The organism is Nocardioides sp. P4_G10, assembly GCF_056401175.1.
In genome coordinates this window covers 33,401-47,490 of the sequence record NZ_JBFUJV010000026.1, presented here as the reverse complement: position 1 = coordinate 47,490, position 14,090 = coordinate 33,401, and the positions used below count along the sequence as shown (strand labels likewise).

18 protein-coding genes and 1 other RNA gene are annotated in these 14,090 nt (G+C 72.9%); 8 read left to right on the top strand and 11 right to left on the bottom strand.

Annotation, left to right across the window (positions count from 1 at the left end; all coding sequences use genetic code 11):
• Positions 1–5: 5 nt before the first annotated feature.
• Complete coding sequence (locus tag AC1DP1_RS20475) at positions 6–551, bottom strand: hypothetical protein (protein ID WP_477508399.1); 546 nt, start codon at positions 549–551, stop codon at positions 6–8.
• On the opposite strand from AC1DP1_RS20475, the gene AC1DP1_RS20470 reads away from it, so the two are divergent.
• Entirely contained in the window at positions 526–732 is a 207-nt protein-coding gene (locus tag AC1DP1_RS20470; protein WP_477508398.1) for a hypothetical protein, read from the top strand. The genes AC1DP1_RS20475 and AC1DP1_RS20470 overlap by 26 nt on opposite strands.
• On the opposite strand, the gene AC1DP1_RS20465 is transcribed toward AC1DP1_RS20470, so the two are convergent.
• Positions 733–957, bottom strand: a complete 225-nt coding sequence (locus AC1DP1_RS20465; RefSeq protein WP_457189270.1) for a hypothetical protein — start codon at positions 955–957, stop codon at positions 733–735.
• Here AC1DP1_RS20465 and map point away from each other — a divergent pair.
• The 3 genes from map (at position 956) to AC1DP1_RS20450 (ending at position 4,173) form a co-directional block, all read left to right on the top strand.
• Complete coding sequence (map, locus tag AC1DP1_RS20460; RefSeq protein WP_477508397.1) at positions 956–1,828, top strand: type I methionyl aminopeptidase; 873 nt, start codon at positions 956–958, stop codon at positions 1,826–1,828. The genes AC1DP1_RS20465 and map overlap by 2 nt on opposite strands.
• A 13-nt stretch (positions 1,829–1,841) precedes the next feature.
• An RNA gene (gene rnpB, locus AC1DP1_RS20455) (RNase P RNA component class A) lies at positions 1,842–2,217 on the top strand.
• Positions 2,218–2,451: 234 nt separating this feature from the next.
• On the top strand, positions 2,452–4,173 hold the full coding sequence (locus tag AC1DP1_RS20450; protein WP_477508396.1) for a SulP family inorganic anion transporter: 1,722 nt from the start codon (positions 2,452–2,454) through the stop codon (positions 4,171–4,173).
• 33 nt (positions 4,174–4,206) lie between these two features.
• Here the strand turns inward: AC1DP1_RS20450 and AC1DP1_RS20445 are convergent, their stop codons facing one another.
• Entirely contained in the window at positions 4,207–4,755 is a 549-nt protein-coding gene (locus AC1DP1_RS20445; protein WP_477508395.1) for a hypothetical protein, read from the bottom strand.
• A gap of 139 nt (positions 4,756–4,894) precedes the next feature.
• Positions 4,895–5,698: a hypothetical protein gene (locus AC1DP1_RS20440; RefSeq protein ID WP_477508394.1), complete on the bottom strand. Its 804-nt coding sequence runs from the start codon at positions 5,696–5,698 to the stop codon at positions 4,895–4,897.
• 107 nt (positions 5,699–5,805) lie between these two features.
• Here AC1DP1_RS20440 and AC1DP1_RS20435 point away from each other — a divergent pair, with 107 nt between their 5' ends.
• On the top strand, positions 5,806–5,979 hold the full coding sequence (locus AC1DP1_RS20435; protein WP_477508393.1) for a hypothetical protein: 174 nt from the start codon (positions 5,806–5,808) through the stop codon (positions 5,977–5,979).
• 3 nt (positions 5,980–5,982) lie between these two features.
• Here AC1DP1_RS20435 and AC1DP1_RS20430 read toward each other — a convergent pair whose 3' ends face one another.
• The 6 genes from AC1DP1_RS20430 to AC1DP1_RS20405 are packed head-to-tail and all read right to left on the bottom strand — an operon-like array spanning position 5,983 to position 10,680.
• Positions 5,983–6,636: a GTP cyclohydrolase II gene (locus tag AC1DP1_RS20430; protein ID WP_477508392.1), complete on the bottom strand. Its 654-nt coding sequence runs from the start codon at positions 6,634–6,636 to the stop codon at positions 5,983–5,985.
• Positions 6,633–7,328: a RibD family protein gene (locus AC1DP1_RS20425; RefSeq protein ID WP_457189288.1), complete on the bottom strand. Its 696-nt coding sequence runs from the start codon at positions 7,326–7,328 to the stop codon at positions 6,633–6,635. The genes AC1DP1_RS20430 and AC1DP1_RS20425 overlap by 4 nt, the downstream gene beginning before the upstream one ends.
• Positions 7,321–8,247 (bottom strand): lysylphosphatidylglycerol synthase transmembrane domain-containing protein, encoded by a 927-nt coding sequence (locus AC1DP1_RS20420; protein WP_477508391.1) that lies wholly within the window; start codon positions 8,245–8,247, stop codon positions 7,321–7,323. Before AC1DP1_RS20420 ends, AC1DP1_RS20425 begins: the two co-directional genes overlap by 8 nt.
• Complete coding sequence (locus AC1DP1_RS20415) at positions 8,244–9,302, bottom strand: glycosyltransferase family 4 protein (RefSeq protein WP_477508390.1); 1,059 nt, start codon at positions 9,300–9,302, stop codon at positions 8,244–8,246. The genes AC1DP1_RS20420 and AC1DP1_RS20415 overlap by 4 nt, the downstream gene beginning before the upstream one ends.
• Entirely contained in the window at positions 9,299–9,685 is a 387-nt protein-coding gene (locus AC1DP1_RS20410; RefSeq protein ID WP_477508389.1) for a 6-pyruvoyl trahydropterin synthase family protein, read from the bottom strand. Before AC1DP1_RS20410 ends, AC1DP1_RS20415 begins: the two co-directional genes overlap by 4 nt.
• The gene (locus AC1DP1_RS20405; RefSeq protein WP_477508388.1) at positions 9,682–10,680 is read right to left on the bottom strand and encodes a zinc-dependent alcohol dehydrogenase; all 999 of its coding nucleotides are present in this window, start codon (positions 10,678–10,680) and stop codon (positions 9,682–9,684) included. Before AC1DP1_RS20405 ends, AC1DP1_RS20410 begins: the two co-directional genes overlap by 4 nt.
• A gap of 86 nt (positions 10,681–10,766) precedes the next feature.
• Between AC1DP1_RS20405 and AC1DP1_RS20400 the strand changes: the two genes are divergently transcribed.
• The 3 genes from AC1DP1_RS20400 to AC1DP1_RS20390 are packed head-to-tail and all read left to right on the top strand — an operon-like array spanning position 10,767 to position 13,742.
• A complete protein-coding gene (locus AC1DP1_RS20400; protein ID WP_477508387.1) occupies positions 10,767–12,443 on the top strand; it encodes an alkaline phosphatase family protein in 1,677 nt (558 codons plus the stop codon).
• 43 nt (positions 12,444–12,486) lie between these two features.
• The gene (locus tag AC1DP1_RS20395; RefSeq protein WP_457189299.1) at positions 12,487–13,005 is read left to right on the top strand and encodes a sigma-70 family RNA polymerase sigma factor; all 519 of its coding nucleotides are present in this window, start codon (positions 12,487–12,489) and stop codon (positions 13,003–13,005) included.
• Complete coding sequence (locus AC1DP1_RS20390; RefSeq protein WP_477508386.1) at positions 13,002–13,742, top strand: anti-sigma factor family protein; 741 nt, start codon at positions 13,002–13,004, stop codon at positions 13,740–13,742. The genes AC1DP1_RS20395 and AC1DP1_RS20390 overlap by 4 nt, the downstream gene beginning before the upstream one ends.
• On the opposite strand, the gene AC1DP1_RS20385 is transcribed toward AC1DP1_RS20390, so the two are convergent.
• Complete coding sequence (locus AC1DP1_RS20385; RefSeq protein WP_457189303.1) at positions 13,725–14,090, bottom strand: hypothetical protein; 366 nt, start codon at positions 14,088–14,090, stop codon at positions 13,725–13,727. The genes AC1DP1_RS20390 and AC1DP1_RS20385 overlap by 18 nt on opposite strands.

The window sequence follows — 14,090 nt, the reverse complement described above, 5'->3', positions numbered from 1 at the left end:
CAGGATCAGGCATCCCGACGACGCGAGGAGACCTCCGTGAGCGAGACCCCGGCAGAGAAGACGGCAGCCACCCCGTCCACCGCGAAGAAGACCACGGCGAAGACGTCGACCGCCAAGAAGTCGACTGCCAAGAAGTCTCCGGCGAAGAAGACGACGTCGTCCGCCACGGGCGCCGCGAAGAAGGCCCCCGCGAAGAAGGCCCCCGCGAAGAAGGCGGCGGCCACGAAGTCCACGGCCACGAGGTCGACGAGCACCGCCGCGAAGAAGGCCACGAAGAAGACCGCGACCAAGGCCACGACCAAGACTGCTGCCAAGAGCACCGCCACGAAGGCGACGAGCAGGAAGGCACCGGCCCGGAAGTCGACGGCGAAGAAGGCCCCCACGAAGAAGGCGACGGTCGCCAGGTCGACGGCGAGCGCGACGGCGCGGACCACCGGGTCCGACAAGCCCGTGGCGGCCGCGGCGCGGCGGTCGCACGCCGAGCGCGCCGCCGACGTCGGCGCCCAGGCGATGTCGACGGCGGCGATGGTCCAGAAGGTCGCGCAGGACACCGCGGAGCGGGTGGCGGCCGAGACCGCCGCGCGCGTGAGCAAGCAGTACGAGGCGGCGATCGCCGAGCTCACCAAGACCCTCGACAAGAACACCAAGCGGGCGCTGAAGAGCGTCCGTGCCGCCGCCGACGTCGCTCAGGCGGCCAACCCCGTCAAGGGCAAGAAGAACAAGAAGAAGTGATCAGTTGTCCGGCGTGCCGTCGGTGACGCCATCGCCGGAGCCGGCGCCGTCGTCGTTCCACTTCGGGTCGTTGTCCCACTCCTCGTTGCGCTCCTCGACCTTCTCGAGGGCGCGCGAGGCCTCCGCGGCCGTGGCGTAGGGGCCGAGGCGGTCGCTGTTCTTGCAGCCGTCCCTGCCCTCCACCGCGTGGTGCGTCAGGCAGAACCAGTATTCGTTCTCGCTCATGGCCCGAAACTACACTCGCGCCGTGCCTGTCGTATCCCCCGCAGAGGTATCTGCTCGTCGTGCCGTGCCAGCCCACATCGCCCGCCCGGAGTACGTCGACCGGCCGGCGCCGCAGCGGTTCACCGGCGAGGAGGTCAAGGACGCCGAGACGATCGAGCGCATGCGGGTCGCCAGCCGCCTCGCCGCGCAGGCCCGCGACCTCGTCGGCTCCCACGTCGTACCCGGTGTCACCACCGACGAGCTCGACCGCATCGGTCACGAGTTCCTCTGCGACCACGGCGCCTACCCCTCGACGCTCGGCTACCGCGGCTTCCCGAAGTCGCTGTGCTCGAGCGTCAACGAGGTGATCTGCCACGGCATCCCCGACGCGCGCGTCGTCGAGGACGGCGACATCGTCAACATCGACATCACCGCCTTCATCGGCGGCGTGCACGGCGACACCAACGCGACCTTCCTCGCCGGCGAGGTCGACGAGGAGACGCGGCTGCTCGTGGAGCGCACGAAGGAGGCGCTCGACCGGGCGATCAAGGCGGTCAAGCCCGGCCGCCGGGTGAACATCATCGGCCGGGTGATCGAGGCGTACGCCAAGCGCTTCGGCTACGGCGTGGTCCGCGACTTCACCGGCCACGGCATCGGCACCTCGTTCCACTCCGGCCTGATCATCCCCCACTACGACGACGAGCGCTTCGACGACGAGATCCGGGTCGGGATGACGTTCACCATCGAGCCGATGCTCAACCTCGGCACGCCCGACTACGACATGTGGGACGACGGCTGGACCGTCGTCACCAAGGACCTCCGTCGCTCCGCGCAGTTCGAGCACACCCTGCTCGTCACCGAGGATGGCGCCGAGGTGCTGACGCACCCCTAGACTCCTCCCCGAGTGGGTCGGCCGGGCGGCCGCGGCTCGCCGCTCCTGGTTCGTCCTGGCGTGGTGGGTCGAGGAAGGTCCGGGCTCCACAGGGCAGGGTGGTGGCCAACAGCCACCCGGGGCAACCCGCGGGATCAGTGCCACAGAGAACAGACCGCCGGTCCACGGACCGGTAAGGGTGAAACGGTGGTGCAAGAGACCACCAGTGCGCCGGGCGACCGGCGCAGCTAGGCAAACCCCACCCGGAGCAAGATCAGACAGGATGCGTTCGAGGGCGGCCCGCCCGAGCATCCGGGTAGATCGCACCAGGCGGCCGGCAACGGTCGTCGCAGATGGATGGTCGCCCCCGCATTGCGGGACAGAACCCGGCCTACAGGCCGACCCACTCCTCACACCGCTACGTCGTCGTTGACGTGCGGGTGCTGGAGGCCGCACGGCGCCAGCCGTGCCCGGCGAAGGACCTGGTGCCGCGGCACCTGGGCTGGTCGGTCGAGGAAGTCACCCGGTTCAGGGGGTGCGACCGGCTTCCGGGGGTGGTGTCCTCGGGTGACGAGCGGGCCCGTGCCGGGCGGGGAGGCCGACCGAGAGGAGCGGCAGTGGCGGCGCAAGCGACCTCTCGTGTCGTGGCCCTCTCACGCACGATGCCGGGACTGGCGATGCTGCGGTCCTACCGGCCGGCCCTGTTCGGCAAGGACCTGGTCGCCGGTCTCGTGCTCACCACGCTGCTGGTCCCGCAGGGGATGGCGTACGCCGAGCTGGCTGGCCTGCCCGCCATCACCGGTCTGTACACGACCATCCTCGCGTTGCTCGGCTACGCGCTGTTCGGCCCGTCCCGGGTGCTCGTCCTCGGCCCGGACTCGTCGCTCGGCCCGATGATTGCTGCGGTCGTCGTTCCGCTGGTCGCAGCTGAGGGAGACGCGGAGGCCGCCGTCGCCTACGCCTCCGTGCTCGCCCTCATGGTCGGTGCGATCACCGTGCTCTCCGGCGTGTTCAACCTCGGCTTCATTGCCGACCTCCTGTCGAAGCCGACCCAGATCGGGTACATGAACGGCCTCGCGCTCACGATCCTCGTGAGCCAGCTCCCCAAGCTGTTCGGGTTCTCCGTCGATGCGGACGGCCTGATCGGTGAGACGGTCGCGTTCGCCGAGGCGGTCGGTGACGGAGAGACCGTCGGAGCCTCGCTGGCCGTCGGGACAGCATGCCTGGTCCTGATCGTGGGACTTCAGCGCCTGTGGCCGATCTTCCCGGCCGTGCTCGCCGCCGTCGTCCTCGCGATCGCTGCCGTTGCCGTGTTCGATCTCGCGGACCGAGGTGTCGACCTGATCGGGGAGCTCCCGTCGGGTTTCCCACCGCTCACGTTTCCGACGGTGCCGATCGGCGACCTGGGCCTTCTGTTCGCCGGCGCGCTCGGCATCTCACTGGTCTCACTCACCGACACCATCTCGAACGCATCCGTGTTCGCTGACAAGACCGGGGAGGAGATCGACGGGAACCGCGAGATGATCGGCGTCGGCGCGGCCAGCATCGCCGCGGGGTGCTTCCAGGGGTTCCCCGTCAGCGCCAGCGGATCGCGGACCGCGGTCGCATTCCAGAGCGGCTCGCGAACCCAGGTCACCGGCCTGGTCGGAGCTGCAGCAGTCGTCACCCTGCTCGTCGCCGCGCCCGGACTGCTCCGCAACCTTCCGCAGCCGGCGCTCGCAGCAGTCGTCATCGCCGCATCCCTGTCCCTCGCCGACATCGCGGGACTGCGTCGGCTTCGGCGCCAACGCCGCTCCGACTTCATCCTCGCCCTCGTCGCCTTCCTCAGCGTCGCCCTCCTGGGGGTGTTGTACGGCATCGCCGCCGCCGTCGGCCTGTCGATCCTCAACGTGTTCCGCCGGCTCTGGTGGCCCCACCAGGCGCTCCTCGGCCGATCGGGTGGCGTCCGCGGCTACCACGACACCGCCTACCGCGAGACCTCCGAGCACCTGCCCGGTCTCGCGATCTACCGGTTCGACGCACCGCTGCTGTTCGCGAACGCACGCACGTTCCGCAACCAGGTGCGACGTCTCGCGGCCATCGAGCCCCGGCCTGTGTGGGTCATCATCGCGGCGGAACCGATCACCGACGTCGACACCACCGCAGCAGACATGCTCGCCGACCTCGACACCGACCTCGAACAGGCCGGCACGCGGCTGGTCTTCGCCGAGCTCAAGGACGCCGTGCAGGCCAAGGTCGGGAGCTACGGACTCGCAGCCCTCAGCGACGACCGCTTCTACCCGACCATCCGGACCGCGGTCGAGGCGTACGCGGCCACGCACGCGGTCTCCTGGGTGCCGGGCCCCAGCCCCTACCGCTTGGACTGACCGGCCTGGCCGGCCGGTGCCTGCGCAGGACCGTCAGCCGACGTGCACTGCTGCGGGTCCGGCCGGCACGTCGTAGCGATGGAGCACGACGCCGCCGTCGAGCTTCCTCAGGACGTGATGCGCCAGCCGTGCGGTCGTGGGCGCCACGGACAGGTTCTGGCACGCGTACAGCCGGCTGGACCAGCCGTCGGGACGCTGGTGGCGGACGCGCACCTCGAGCACCTCGGTTGCCCGCCAGTCCCGCGCCGGTCTGCCACTGGACGGGGCGACCAGCTCGAGCGCGTCCCACTGCCCCATCCACAGCTTCATCTGCAGGTCGAGGGCGGCGCAGAGCAGATCCGGGTGCTCCTCCACGACCAGCATCCGGTGGTGCACCCGGTACCGGTACGGCTGGCGCTGGTCGCGGACGACGCCCGCGCGAGTGGCGGCGGTGTCGAGATCGAGCGCGCAGGCACTGGGATCGGTCAGCCGGGCCGCACACATGCGTGCCGCGCTGGACCAGTCACCGGACGCGACATCCGCCAGGGCGTCCAGGGCGGGCGCGAGAAGTCGTGCTCCGGGATGCATGATGGCGATCGCCACGTGAACCCCTCCTCACCGGTCCCCAGCCGCGCGACACGCGCCAGCGGGCGTGGCAGCCAGCCTGGGGCGTTCCTGCCCGGGTCAGGACGAATGGCCGCGCTTATCCCGTGAACCGGGGACGTGACGCGGCACGGACGGCTCAGAAGCCCATGTCGAAGCCGCCGCCGTCGAACCCGCCGTCGAACCCGCCGCCGTCGCCACCACCGTCGAAGCCACCCCCGTCGCCCCCGTCGCCGCCGTCACCCCCGCCGTCGCCGCCGTCACCCCCGCCGTCGTAGCCGCCGCCGAGGTCGCCGAACATCATGCCGCCCATGAACATCCAGGTCATGGGGCCGAAGGCGCCGAAGTAGCCCATCGCGTAGGGCTCGTAGGCGCGGCCGCCCTGCCAGTACGGGACTCGCTGTGGTCCGACCATCACCTTGCGCACGTCGGGCTCGGCGCCGGCGCGGACGCGCTCGACGTCCAGGGCGCAGGCGGGCACGTCCCGCTCGACGCCGTCCGGCGGGACGTAGGGGACGTCGTCCACCGAGGGGCCGTGACGAGGATCGAAGAAGCAGGGCGGCCGACGCGTCGGAAGCGGCTCGCCCGTGACGCGGGCGCGCACACACGCGACGGCGTAGCGACCGTCCTCGACGATCCCCGTGACGTGCCGGATGTCCTCGGGTCCGGTGATCGCGTCACCGGCCGTCTTGGCGGCCTCGTAGGCGTCGAGCGCGCGCTGGTAGTCGGCCGTGGCACCGGCGTCGAGCTCGTGCCCGGTCATCTCCAGGTCGAGCTGCTGCAGGTCCTCGCCGAACGCGGTGATGTCCTCGAAGGCCAGCTTCCTCACCGGAGCGAGCTCGTCCTCCCGCCGGGTCAGCTCACGCTCCTTGTTGCGGCGCGACGCACCGACAGCGACCGCTCCGAGCACGGCGAGGACGACCAGGATCAGGATGAGGTCCATGTCGAGAGCCTACGTCCGGGCGGTGAAACCGGGCCTGCCTGAAACCTCCGCCTGATCTGCGGTACCCGTGCGGTGCACGGGGTCGGGATCCCGCCCACAGTGAGGACGTGAGCAGCAACCGACCCTCCACCACCCGCGGCCAGGCCGCCGACGCGGCCGCGACGCTCGCCGTCCTGGTGGTCGGCGCATCGGTCCTGGCGATGACGGCCCCGCTGGTGTCCGCGTTCGCGGTCGCGCTGACCGCCGTGCTCTACATCCCGATGCGCCGTCGCGCCGTGTAGCAGTCAGGACCCCGGCATCTGGAGCACGTGCCCACCGGCGGCCTTGGTGGCGAGGTAGCCGTGGTTGACCGGGCTCAGGTGCAGGCCGGTGCGCACCCGGCGCTCGACCCGCAGGCCGGCCGTCTCGAGCTGGGCGGCCTTGTCGGGGTTGTTCGAGAGCAGGTCGAGCCGGTCGACGTCGAGGGCCTCGAGCATCTGCACCGCGACGGTGTAGTCGCGCGCGTCGTCGGCGAAGCCGAGCGCCCGGTTGGCCTCGTAGGTGTCGAGCCCGCGGTCCTGGAGGTCGTAGGCGTCGATCTTGTTGTAGAGCCCGATGTCGCGTCCCTCCTGGCGCAGGTAGAGCAGGTAGCCGCCGGCGTGGCTGACGCGGCGGATCGCCTCCTCCAGCTGGGGCCCGCAGTCGCAGCGCGCGCTGCCGAGCACGTCGCCGGTGAGGCACTCGCTGTGCAGCCGCACGAGGGGTACGCCGACGGGGCGGGCGTCGTCGTACGCACGGATCCCCAGCCCGATGGCCACGTGCTCCCGACCGTCGACCAGGCCGTGGAAGGTGGTCAGCCGGGCGGGCACCGAGGTCCCGTCGGCCAGCCGCAACGGCAGGTCCACCGCGCGGCGCACGGACGCGACCGGCACGGGGCCCAGGACGGGTTCAACACTCATCCGGTCTCCTCGAAGCGCGGCGAGAGGGCGTAGCGCAGCAGCACCACGTCGCCGATCTGCTGGGTCTCCGCGAGCCGCGCGCGGTGGCCGGGGTTCCAGGGGAAGGCGCCGTCGCCGACGAAGCGTCGAGCCTGCGAGCTGCCGACGAAGAACGGGGCGACGACCAGGTGCAGCTCGTCGGCGGCCGCGGCGGTGAGGAACTGGGTGTGCACCCGTCCCCCGCCCTCGACCATCAGCCGTCGCACGCCGCGGTCGTGGAGGTCCGCGCTGAGCCGGTCCACCTCGACGTCCGGCCCGCCGTCGACGACGGTCGCCACGTGCGCCAGCCGGCTGCGGGCCGTGCGCAAGGACGGGGTGGCGCAGTAGACGATCTTCTCGCTGTCGCCCGTCGCGAAGAAGTTGCTGTCGGCGTCGAGCCGGGCGCGCCTGGTCATCGTCACCTTCGTCGGCGACTCGGCCATCCCCCGAGCGCGTCGCCGCTCGCGCAGGACGGGGTCGCGCACCAGCAGCCGCGGGTTGTCGTCGCGCACGGTGCCGGCGCCGACGAGGATCGCGTCGCACTCCGACCGCACCCGGTCCACCCGGCAGAGGTCGGCGTCGTTGGACAGCACCAGCCGCTCGCGGGTGGCGCCGCCGAGGTAGCCGTCGAGCGAGATGCTGCAGCTGAGGATCGTGTACGGGCGCTCAGGCACGGACCCTCCCCCCTGTCGTCGCGGGCGCGGTCGCCGGCCTGCCGGACGCCAGCACCACGACGATCCCGGGCAGGTTCGCGACGAGCACCATCGCGCCGTACGCCACCGCAGTCGCCACCCCCGTCGCGGCGCCCAGCCCCGCGACGGCGAACGCCCACGCCGCCATCCCCTCCCGCGGACCCCAGCCCGCCAGGTTGAGGGGAAGACCGGCGGCGACCAGCACGACGAGCACCAGCGGGAGCAGTGTCGAGACGGGAGCCTGCACGCCGACGGCGCGAGCAGCGACGACGTACGTCGCCACGTAGCCCGCGAGCGCCACCAGCGAGGCGACGAGGACCCCTGGCCACGACCGACGCACGAGCAGCGCGAGGCGTACGTCGTCGCGGGCCGTGCGGGCCAGCCGGCTCCACCAGCCGTCGCCCCGCGCCGACCGGACCGCCAGCCCCGCAACGGCGGCGACCACCACGAGCCCGGCCAGCACCCACGGAAGGGCGGGGCGCACGGGCGACGGCAGCAGCCCCACGAGGAGCACCGCGACGACGGCCTGGACGGCCTGTCCCGCGACCCGCTCCCAGCCGACGGCCCGCAGCGCCCGCCCGGTCTCCCCTGTCGAGCGACCGTGCACGACCCCGCGGTGCACGTCACCCAGKACCCCTCCGGGCAGGACCGTGTTGAGCAGCTGCGCGCGGTAGCAGGCCGCCACGGCGGCGGGCAGCGCGATCTCCGCGCCGAGCTCGCGCGCCACGAGGTGCCAGCGCCACGCGCAGGCGACCGTGGTGACCGCCGCGATCGCCAGGCCGAGCAGGAGCACGGACACGTCGAGCGAGCGCAGTCCCTCGACGACCGAGTCACTGCCGACCTGCCAGACGACCGCCCCGAGGATCGCCGCACCCGCCAGCCGGCTCCACGCCCTCCTCACGCCGCCACCCCCTGCAGGACCTCGGCCACGCGAGCGGCCGTGATCGACCACCCCGTCACGTGGCAGCGTCGTTCGAGGGCCCGCGCCCGGAGCTCCTCGCGCAGACCGCGGTCGGTCAGCCACCAGCGCAGCGCCGCGGTCAGGGCGCCCGGATCCCCCGGGCGGACCAGGATCCCCGGCACCCCACGTCCCGGCACCTCCCCCAGCGACTCACGTACCCCGCCGACGTCGGTCGCGACCACCGGCAGGCCGCGCGCCAGCGCCTCGGCCACCACCATCCCGTAGGTCTCCGCGCGACTCGGCAGGACCAGCAGGTCCGCACCGGCGTACGCCGCCTCGAGCGCGTCGCCGCTCAGCGCGCCCGTCAGCACGAACCGGCCGGCGAGCCCCCTCTCGGCGCTCGTCTTGAGCACCAGGTCCGCGAAGTCCAGGTCGACGGAGTCGGCGCCCGCGCAGGTGCAGTGCCACGACAGGTCGTGCAGGTCGCAGAGGGCCGCCAGCAGCTGGTCCTGTCCCTTCACCGGGCTGATCGTCCCGACGCAGAGAAGGCTGGCCCCCGTGGGAGTGCCCGTGGAGAGGGATGCGGGGTCGACGCCGGGGTGCGCCACGTGCACGTCGGACGGCGCGACGTCGTACTCCTGCACCAGCCAGTCCCGGCACCACGCGCTGGTCGTGACCACCGACGCCGCGGCCGCGACCACCTGCCGCTCGGCGATCCGGGCCAGGACGTCGTCGACACCGACCGGCAGGTGGACCAGCAGCACGACCCGCAGCCGCGCACCCGCCGGCACCAGCACCTCCGGGAGCCGGGACGCGAGCAGCCCGTCGACGAGCACGACCGACCCGTCCGGGATCCCGTCGAGGGCCTGCTGCAGGCCGCTCCTCCCGACATCCGCCGTCCACGGCCACCCGCCGTCGACCTCGCCGACCTCGACCTGGCGGCCGAGGTCCCGCAGGGCGGCGCAGACCCGGCGGTCGTAGGTGTTGCCGCCGCTCGGCCGCCGCGGGTCGTCGACGCCCCGCGGCACCAGGACGTGCAGGACACCCACGGTCACAACGACCTCTCGTAGCTCGCCGACGCCACGTGGGACTCGTGCAGCGTCACGACCAGTGCGTCGACGTGGTCGGCGGGACCCAGGTCGCCCGCGGCGATCCGGTCGGCCATCTGGTCGGCGACGTGGCGGGCCAGCACCTCGGTGGTGGTGTTGGTGCCGGCGAAGACCGGCTCCTCGTCGAGGTTGCGGTAGGACAGCGTCCCGACGACCTCCGCGAGCGCTGCGGTCGCCCGGCCGATGTCGACGAGGATGCCGTCGGCGTCGAGGCCCTCGCCACGAAAGGTCGCGTCCACGACGAACGTCGCTCCGTGGAGCGCCTGCGCCGGCCCGAACACCTCGCCGCGGAAGCTGTGCGCCACCATCATGTGGTCGCGGACGGTCACGCCGAACACGGGACCTCCGCCGCACCTGCCGGGTAGGTGACCGAGTGGCACAGCGCCGGCAGCTCGCGCGAGACGAGCCGCGGCATCACCTCGGGAAGCTCCTCGAAGGGCGACTCGCCGGTCAGCAGACAGTCGAACGCGTCGTCGCGGAGCAGCTCGAGTGCCAGTGCGAGCCGCTGCGCCGTCGTGCGGCTGTCACGTCGGGCGGGCGCCACCCGGCCCACCTGGCTGGCCCGCAGTGCGAGCCGCCCGGAGTGGAAGCTGCCCCCGAGCGACACGGTCGTCGGCTCGTCGCCGTACCAGCTGAGCTCGAGCACCGTCCCCTCGCCCGCTAGCAGGTCCAGGCTGCGCTGCAGCCCCGCCGACGTCGCGCTGGTGTGCACGACGAGGTCGCGCCCGGGCGGCGCGTCGTCGGGCAGCGCGAAGTCCACGCCGAGCGCGTCGGCCACCGCGGCGCGGGACGCATCGACGTCGACCAGGGTCACCGAGGTGCCGGGCACGCGCGACGCCAGCCGCGCCACGCTGCACCCGAGGACGCCGGCACCCACCACGGCGATCCGGTCGCCGAGCAGGGGCGGCGCGTCCCACAGCGCGTTGACCGCCGTCTCGACGATCCCGGCCAGCACCGCGCGCGCCACGGGCACGCCCTCGGGCACCGGCACGACCGCCTCGGCCGGGACGACGTACGCCGTCTGGTGCGGGTGGAGGCAGAAGACATCGCGACCGAGCAGGTCGGCCGGGCCCCCCTCGACCCGACCGACGTTGAGGTAGCCGTACTTCACCGGCCCGGGGAAGTCGCCGTCCTGGAACGGCGCCCGCATCGCGTCGTGCTGGCTCGCCGGCACCCGGCCATCGAAGACGAGGCTCTCGGTCCCGCGGCTCACCGCGGAGCGCAGCGTGCGGACGACCACGTCGTCCGGGCGTGGGGTGGGGAGCGCGACGTCACGGATCTCGCCCGCGCCCGGCTCGCGGAGCCAGAAGGCCCGTGCCCGCATCCGCTCCTCCTCGCCCGGTGAACCGCGACGGCGCTGGTCCCGTATCCCTCGACGACGTGCTCGTACACGGGGTGAACGGAGCAGACGTGCCGACGGTTCAACGGTGGCGTGGACTCGCCGCGACGGGCCTCACCCTGCTCGCGCTGGGGCTCGTGCTGGGGGTCCTCACGGCTCCCGCCCGGCTCGACGAGATGTCGCCCAGCGCGTTCCTGCGGCTCCCGGTCGAGCTGGTCGTCCTCGTCGCGCTGGTGCTCGCGCTCCCCGACCGCTCCCGGCGCGTGCGCGGCGTCGTCGTGGCGACGGCCGGCCTGCTGCTCGGCGTGCTCGCGGTGTTCAAGGTGCTCGACCTCGCCTTCGGCGAGGCGCTCAACCGCCCGTTCGACCCGATGATCGACTGGCGCTACGCCAGCGACCTCGTCGGGACGGTCCGCGGCTCGGCCCCGGGAGTGCTCGGGGTGGTCCTGCTGGTGGTCGCCGGGCTCGTGCTGCTCGCCGCACTCCTCGTCGTGCCGCTCGCGCTGCGACGGGTCTGCCGGTCCGCGGTCCGGCACCGACCGGTCGCGGTGCGGGCGGTCGCGGTGCTCCTGCCGCTGTGGTTGGCGCTCAGCCTGCTCGGCATCCGCGCCGACACCGTCCCGGTCGCCTCCGACGCCGCGGCGTCGTACGCCCTCGCGCAGGTGACCCGGGTGCCGTCCCAGCTGCGCGACCAGCGCGATTTCGCCCGCGCGGCGGCCGACGACCCCGCCCGGGACACCCCGGCCGCCGACCTGCTCACCGGGCTGCGCGGCAAGGACGTGCTGGTGGTCTTCGTCGAGAGCTACGGCCGTGTCGCGATCGACGACCCCGGCCTCTCCTCCGACGTGGTGGCCACGCTCGACGAGGGCACCCGCCGCCTCGGGCGCGCCGGCTACCGCGCGCGCAGCGCCTGGCTCACCTCCCCCACCTTCGGCGCCATCAGCTGGCTCGCGCACTCGACGCTCCAGTCCGGGCTCTGGGTCGACAGCCAGCAGCGCTACGACCACCTCGTCACCACCGACCGTGAGACCCTGTCCAGCCTGTTCGGCCGGGCCGGCTGGCGGACGGTCGCCTCGGTCCCGGCCAACGACCGCGACTGGCCGCAGGGTGCGTTCTACGGCTTCGACCACGTCTACGACTCACGCAACGTCGGCTACCGCGGGCCGCGCTTCGGCTACCCGACGATGCCCGACCAGTTCACTCTCGAGGCGTTCCAGCAGGCCGAGCTCGCGCCGCGGGACCGGCGGCCGGTGATGGCCGAGATCGACCTGATCAGCAGCCACGCGCCGTGGTCGCGGACCCCCGACCTGCTGCCGCAGGAGTCCGTCGGCGACGGGAGCGTCTACGCCGGGATGCCCGAGACGCTGCCCTCCGAGGCCGACATCTGGCCCGACGCGGGGCGGGTGCGCGCGGCGTACGCCCACTCGATCGTCTACTCCCTGCAGTCGGTCGTCTCCTTCCTCTCGACCTACGCCGACGACGACCTGGTGGTGGTGCTGCTCGGGGACCACCAGCCGGCGACCATCGTGTCCGGTGGCTCCGGCGGCGACCCCGGCCACGACGTGCCGGTCACGGTCATCGCGAAGGACCAGGGGGTCGTCGAGGCCCTCGCGCCGTGGGGCTGGGACCCCGGGATGCGGCCCTCGGACCACGCGCCGGTGTGGCGGATGGACGCCTTCCGTGACGAGCTCCTCCGCGCCTACGGCCCCGAGGGCCACACTGGGACGGCTCGGGCGGTCACGCGTTGAACCATCCGGACGACGCCGCCGTCCTCCCGAGGAGGAGGGTGGGATGCCGAAGGACGAGGTCGCGCTGATGCAGCGGGTGCACGACGAGCACGCCGAGGTGCTCTGGCGCTTCTGCCTGCGCCTCGTCGGCAACGACCGCGGCCGCGCCGAGGACGTCACCCAGGAGACGCTGCTGCGGGCCTGGCGCCACGGCACGATCCTCCACAGCCCCCCGGCCGCCGTCCGCTCGTGGCTCTTCACGGTGGCCCGCAACATCGTCATCGACGACTGGCGCAGCCGGAAGGCCCGGCCCGAGACCCCCGTCGGGGAGGTCCCCGAGCAGCGCCGCTCGACCGAGGACGACGCCGACGACCAGCTCCTCCTGTCGTGGGTCGTAGCGGAGGCGCTCACCCACCTGTCCGAGGACCACCGCACCGTGCTGCTGGAGTGCTACTACCGCGGCCGTCCGGTCGCCGAGGTCGCCCGCCGCCTCGGCGTCCCGCCCGGCACCGTGAAGTCCCGCACCCACTACGCGCTGCGGGCGCTCAAGCTCGCGCTCGAGGAGATGGGGGTCTCGGCATGAGCACCCCGACGAGCTGCCCCCACGCGCACGACGACGCGGCGTACGTGCTCGGTGCCCTCAGTCCCGCGGAGCGTCTCGACTTCGAGCGCCACCTCGACACCTGCGACGAGTGCTCGCGCTCGGTCCGCTCCTTCGCCGGGATGCCCGGGCTGCTCGACCTCGTCGACCCCGCCGTCCTCGAGGACCCGCCTGCCGACCCGCCCCTCCCGGCGACCCTGCTGCCCTCGGTGACCCGCGCGGTCGAGGTCCGCAGCCGCCGGCGCGTCCTCGTCGTCGCCGGGCTCGCAGCCGCAGCAGCCGCCGTGGTGGCGCTCGCCGTGCCTGCGGTCCTGGAGCGCGCCGACACGCCGGTCTCCGGGCCGGGCACCAGCACGTCCTCGCCGCAGTCGCCCGGGTCGCCCGACGGCGGCAAACCGGTCGAGACGCACGAGATGGCCCCGCTGGGCCACGTCCCCGTCGAGGCCAGCCTCGGCCTCGAGCGCGTCGCCTGGGGCACCCGGATGCTGCTGACCTGCACCTACGACAAGGACGCCGTGGAGGTGGACCTGCCCGAGCAGGTCGACTACCTGTTGTTCGTCACCGCCTCCGACGGCCGGTCCGAGCAGGTCGGGAGCTGGACCTCGTTGAGCGGCGCCACCATGGAGGTCCCGGCCGCCACGTCCGTCCCGCGTGACGACATCGCCAGCGTGGAGGTGCGGACCACGAGCGGGCGGGTGGTCCTACGACTGGACGCGTGAGGCGAGCGGGTTGTCGGCGGCGAGCAGCCGCGCTCCCGCGACGATCGCGACGACCTCGGCGGCGGCGGCGACCCACACCGCCCACCCGGTCCAGTTGGCGGTGACGCCGAACAGGCCGACCGTCGTGGCGAGCACGAAGGCCAGCAGCGTGCTCGCCCCGAACCCGAGGGCGAGGAACGCCGGCACCCAGTGCCGCCACACCAGCAGCAGGACCGCGATCACGGCACCGGCGATCGCGTTGAGCATGAACGACGGTCCGAGGAAGTCGTCGTCCCGGGCGAAGTCGAGCCAGAGGTAGAGGTGCACCGCCGCCGAGACGAGCACCGATAACGCTGCGATGACGCGCAT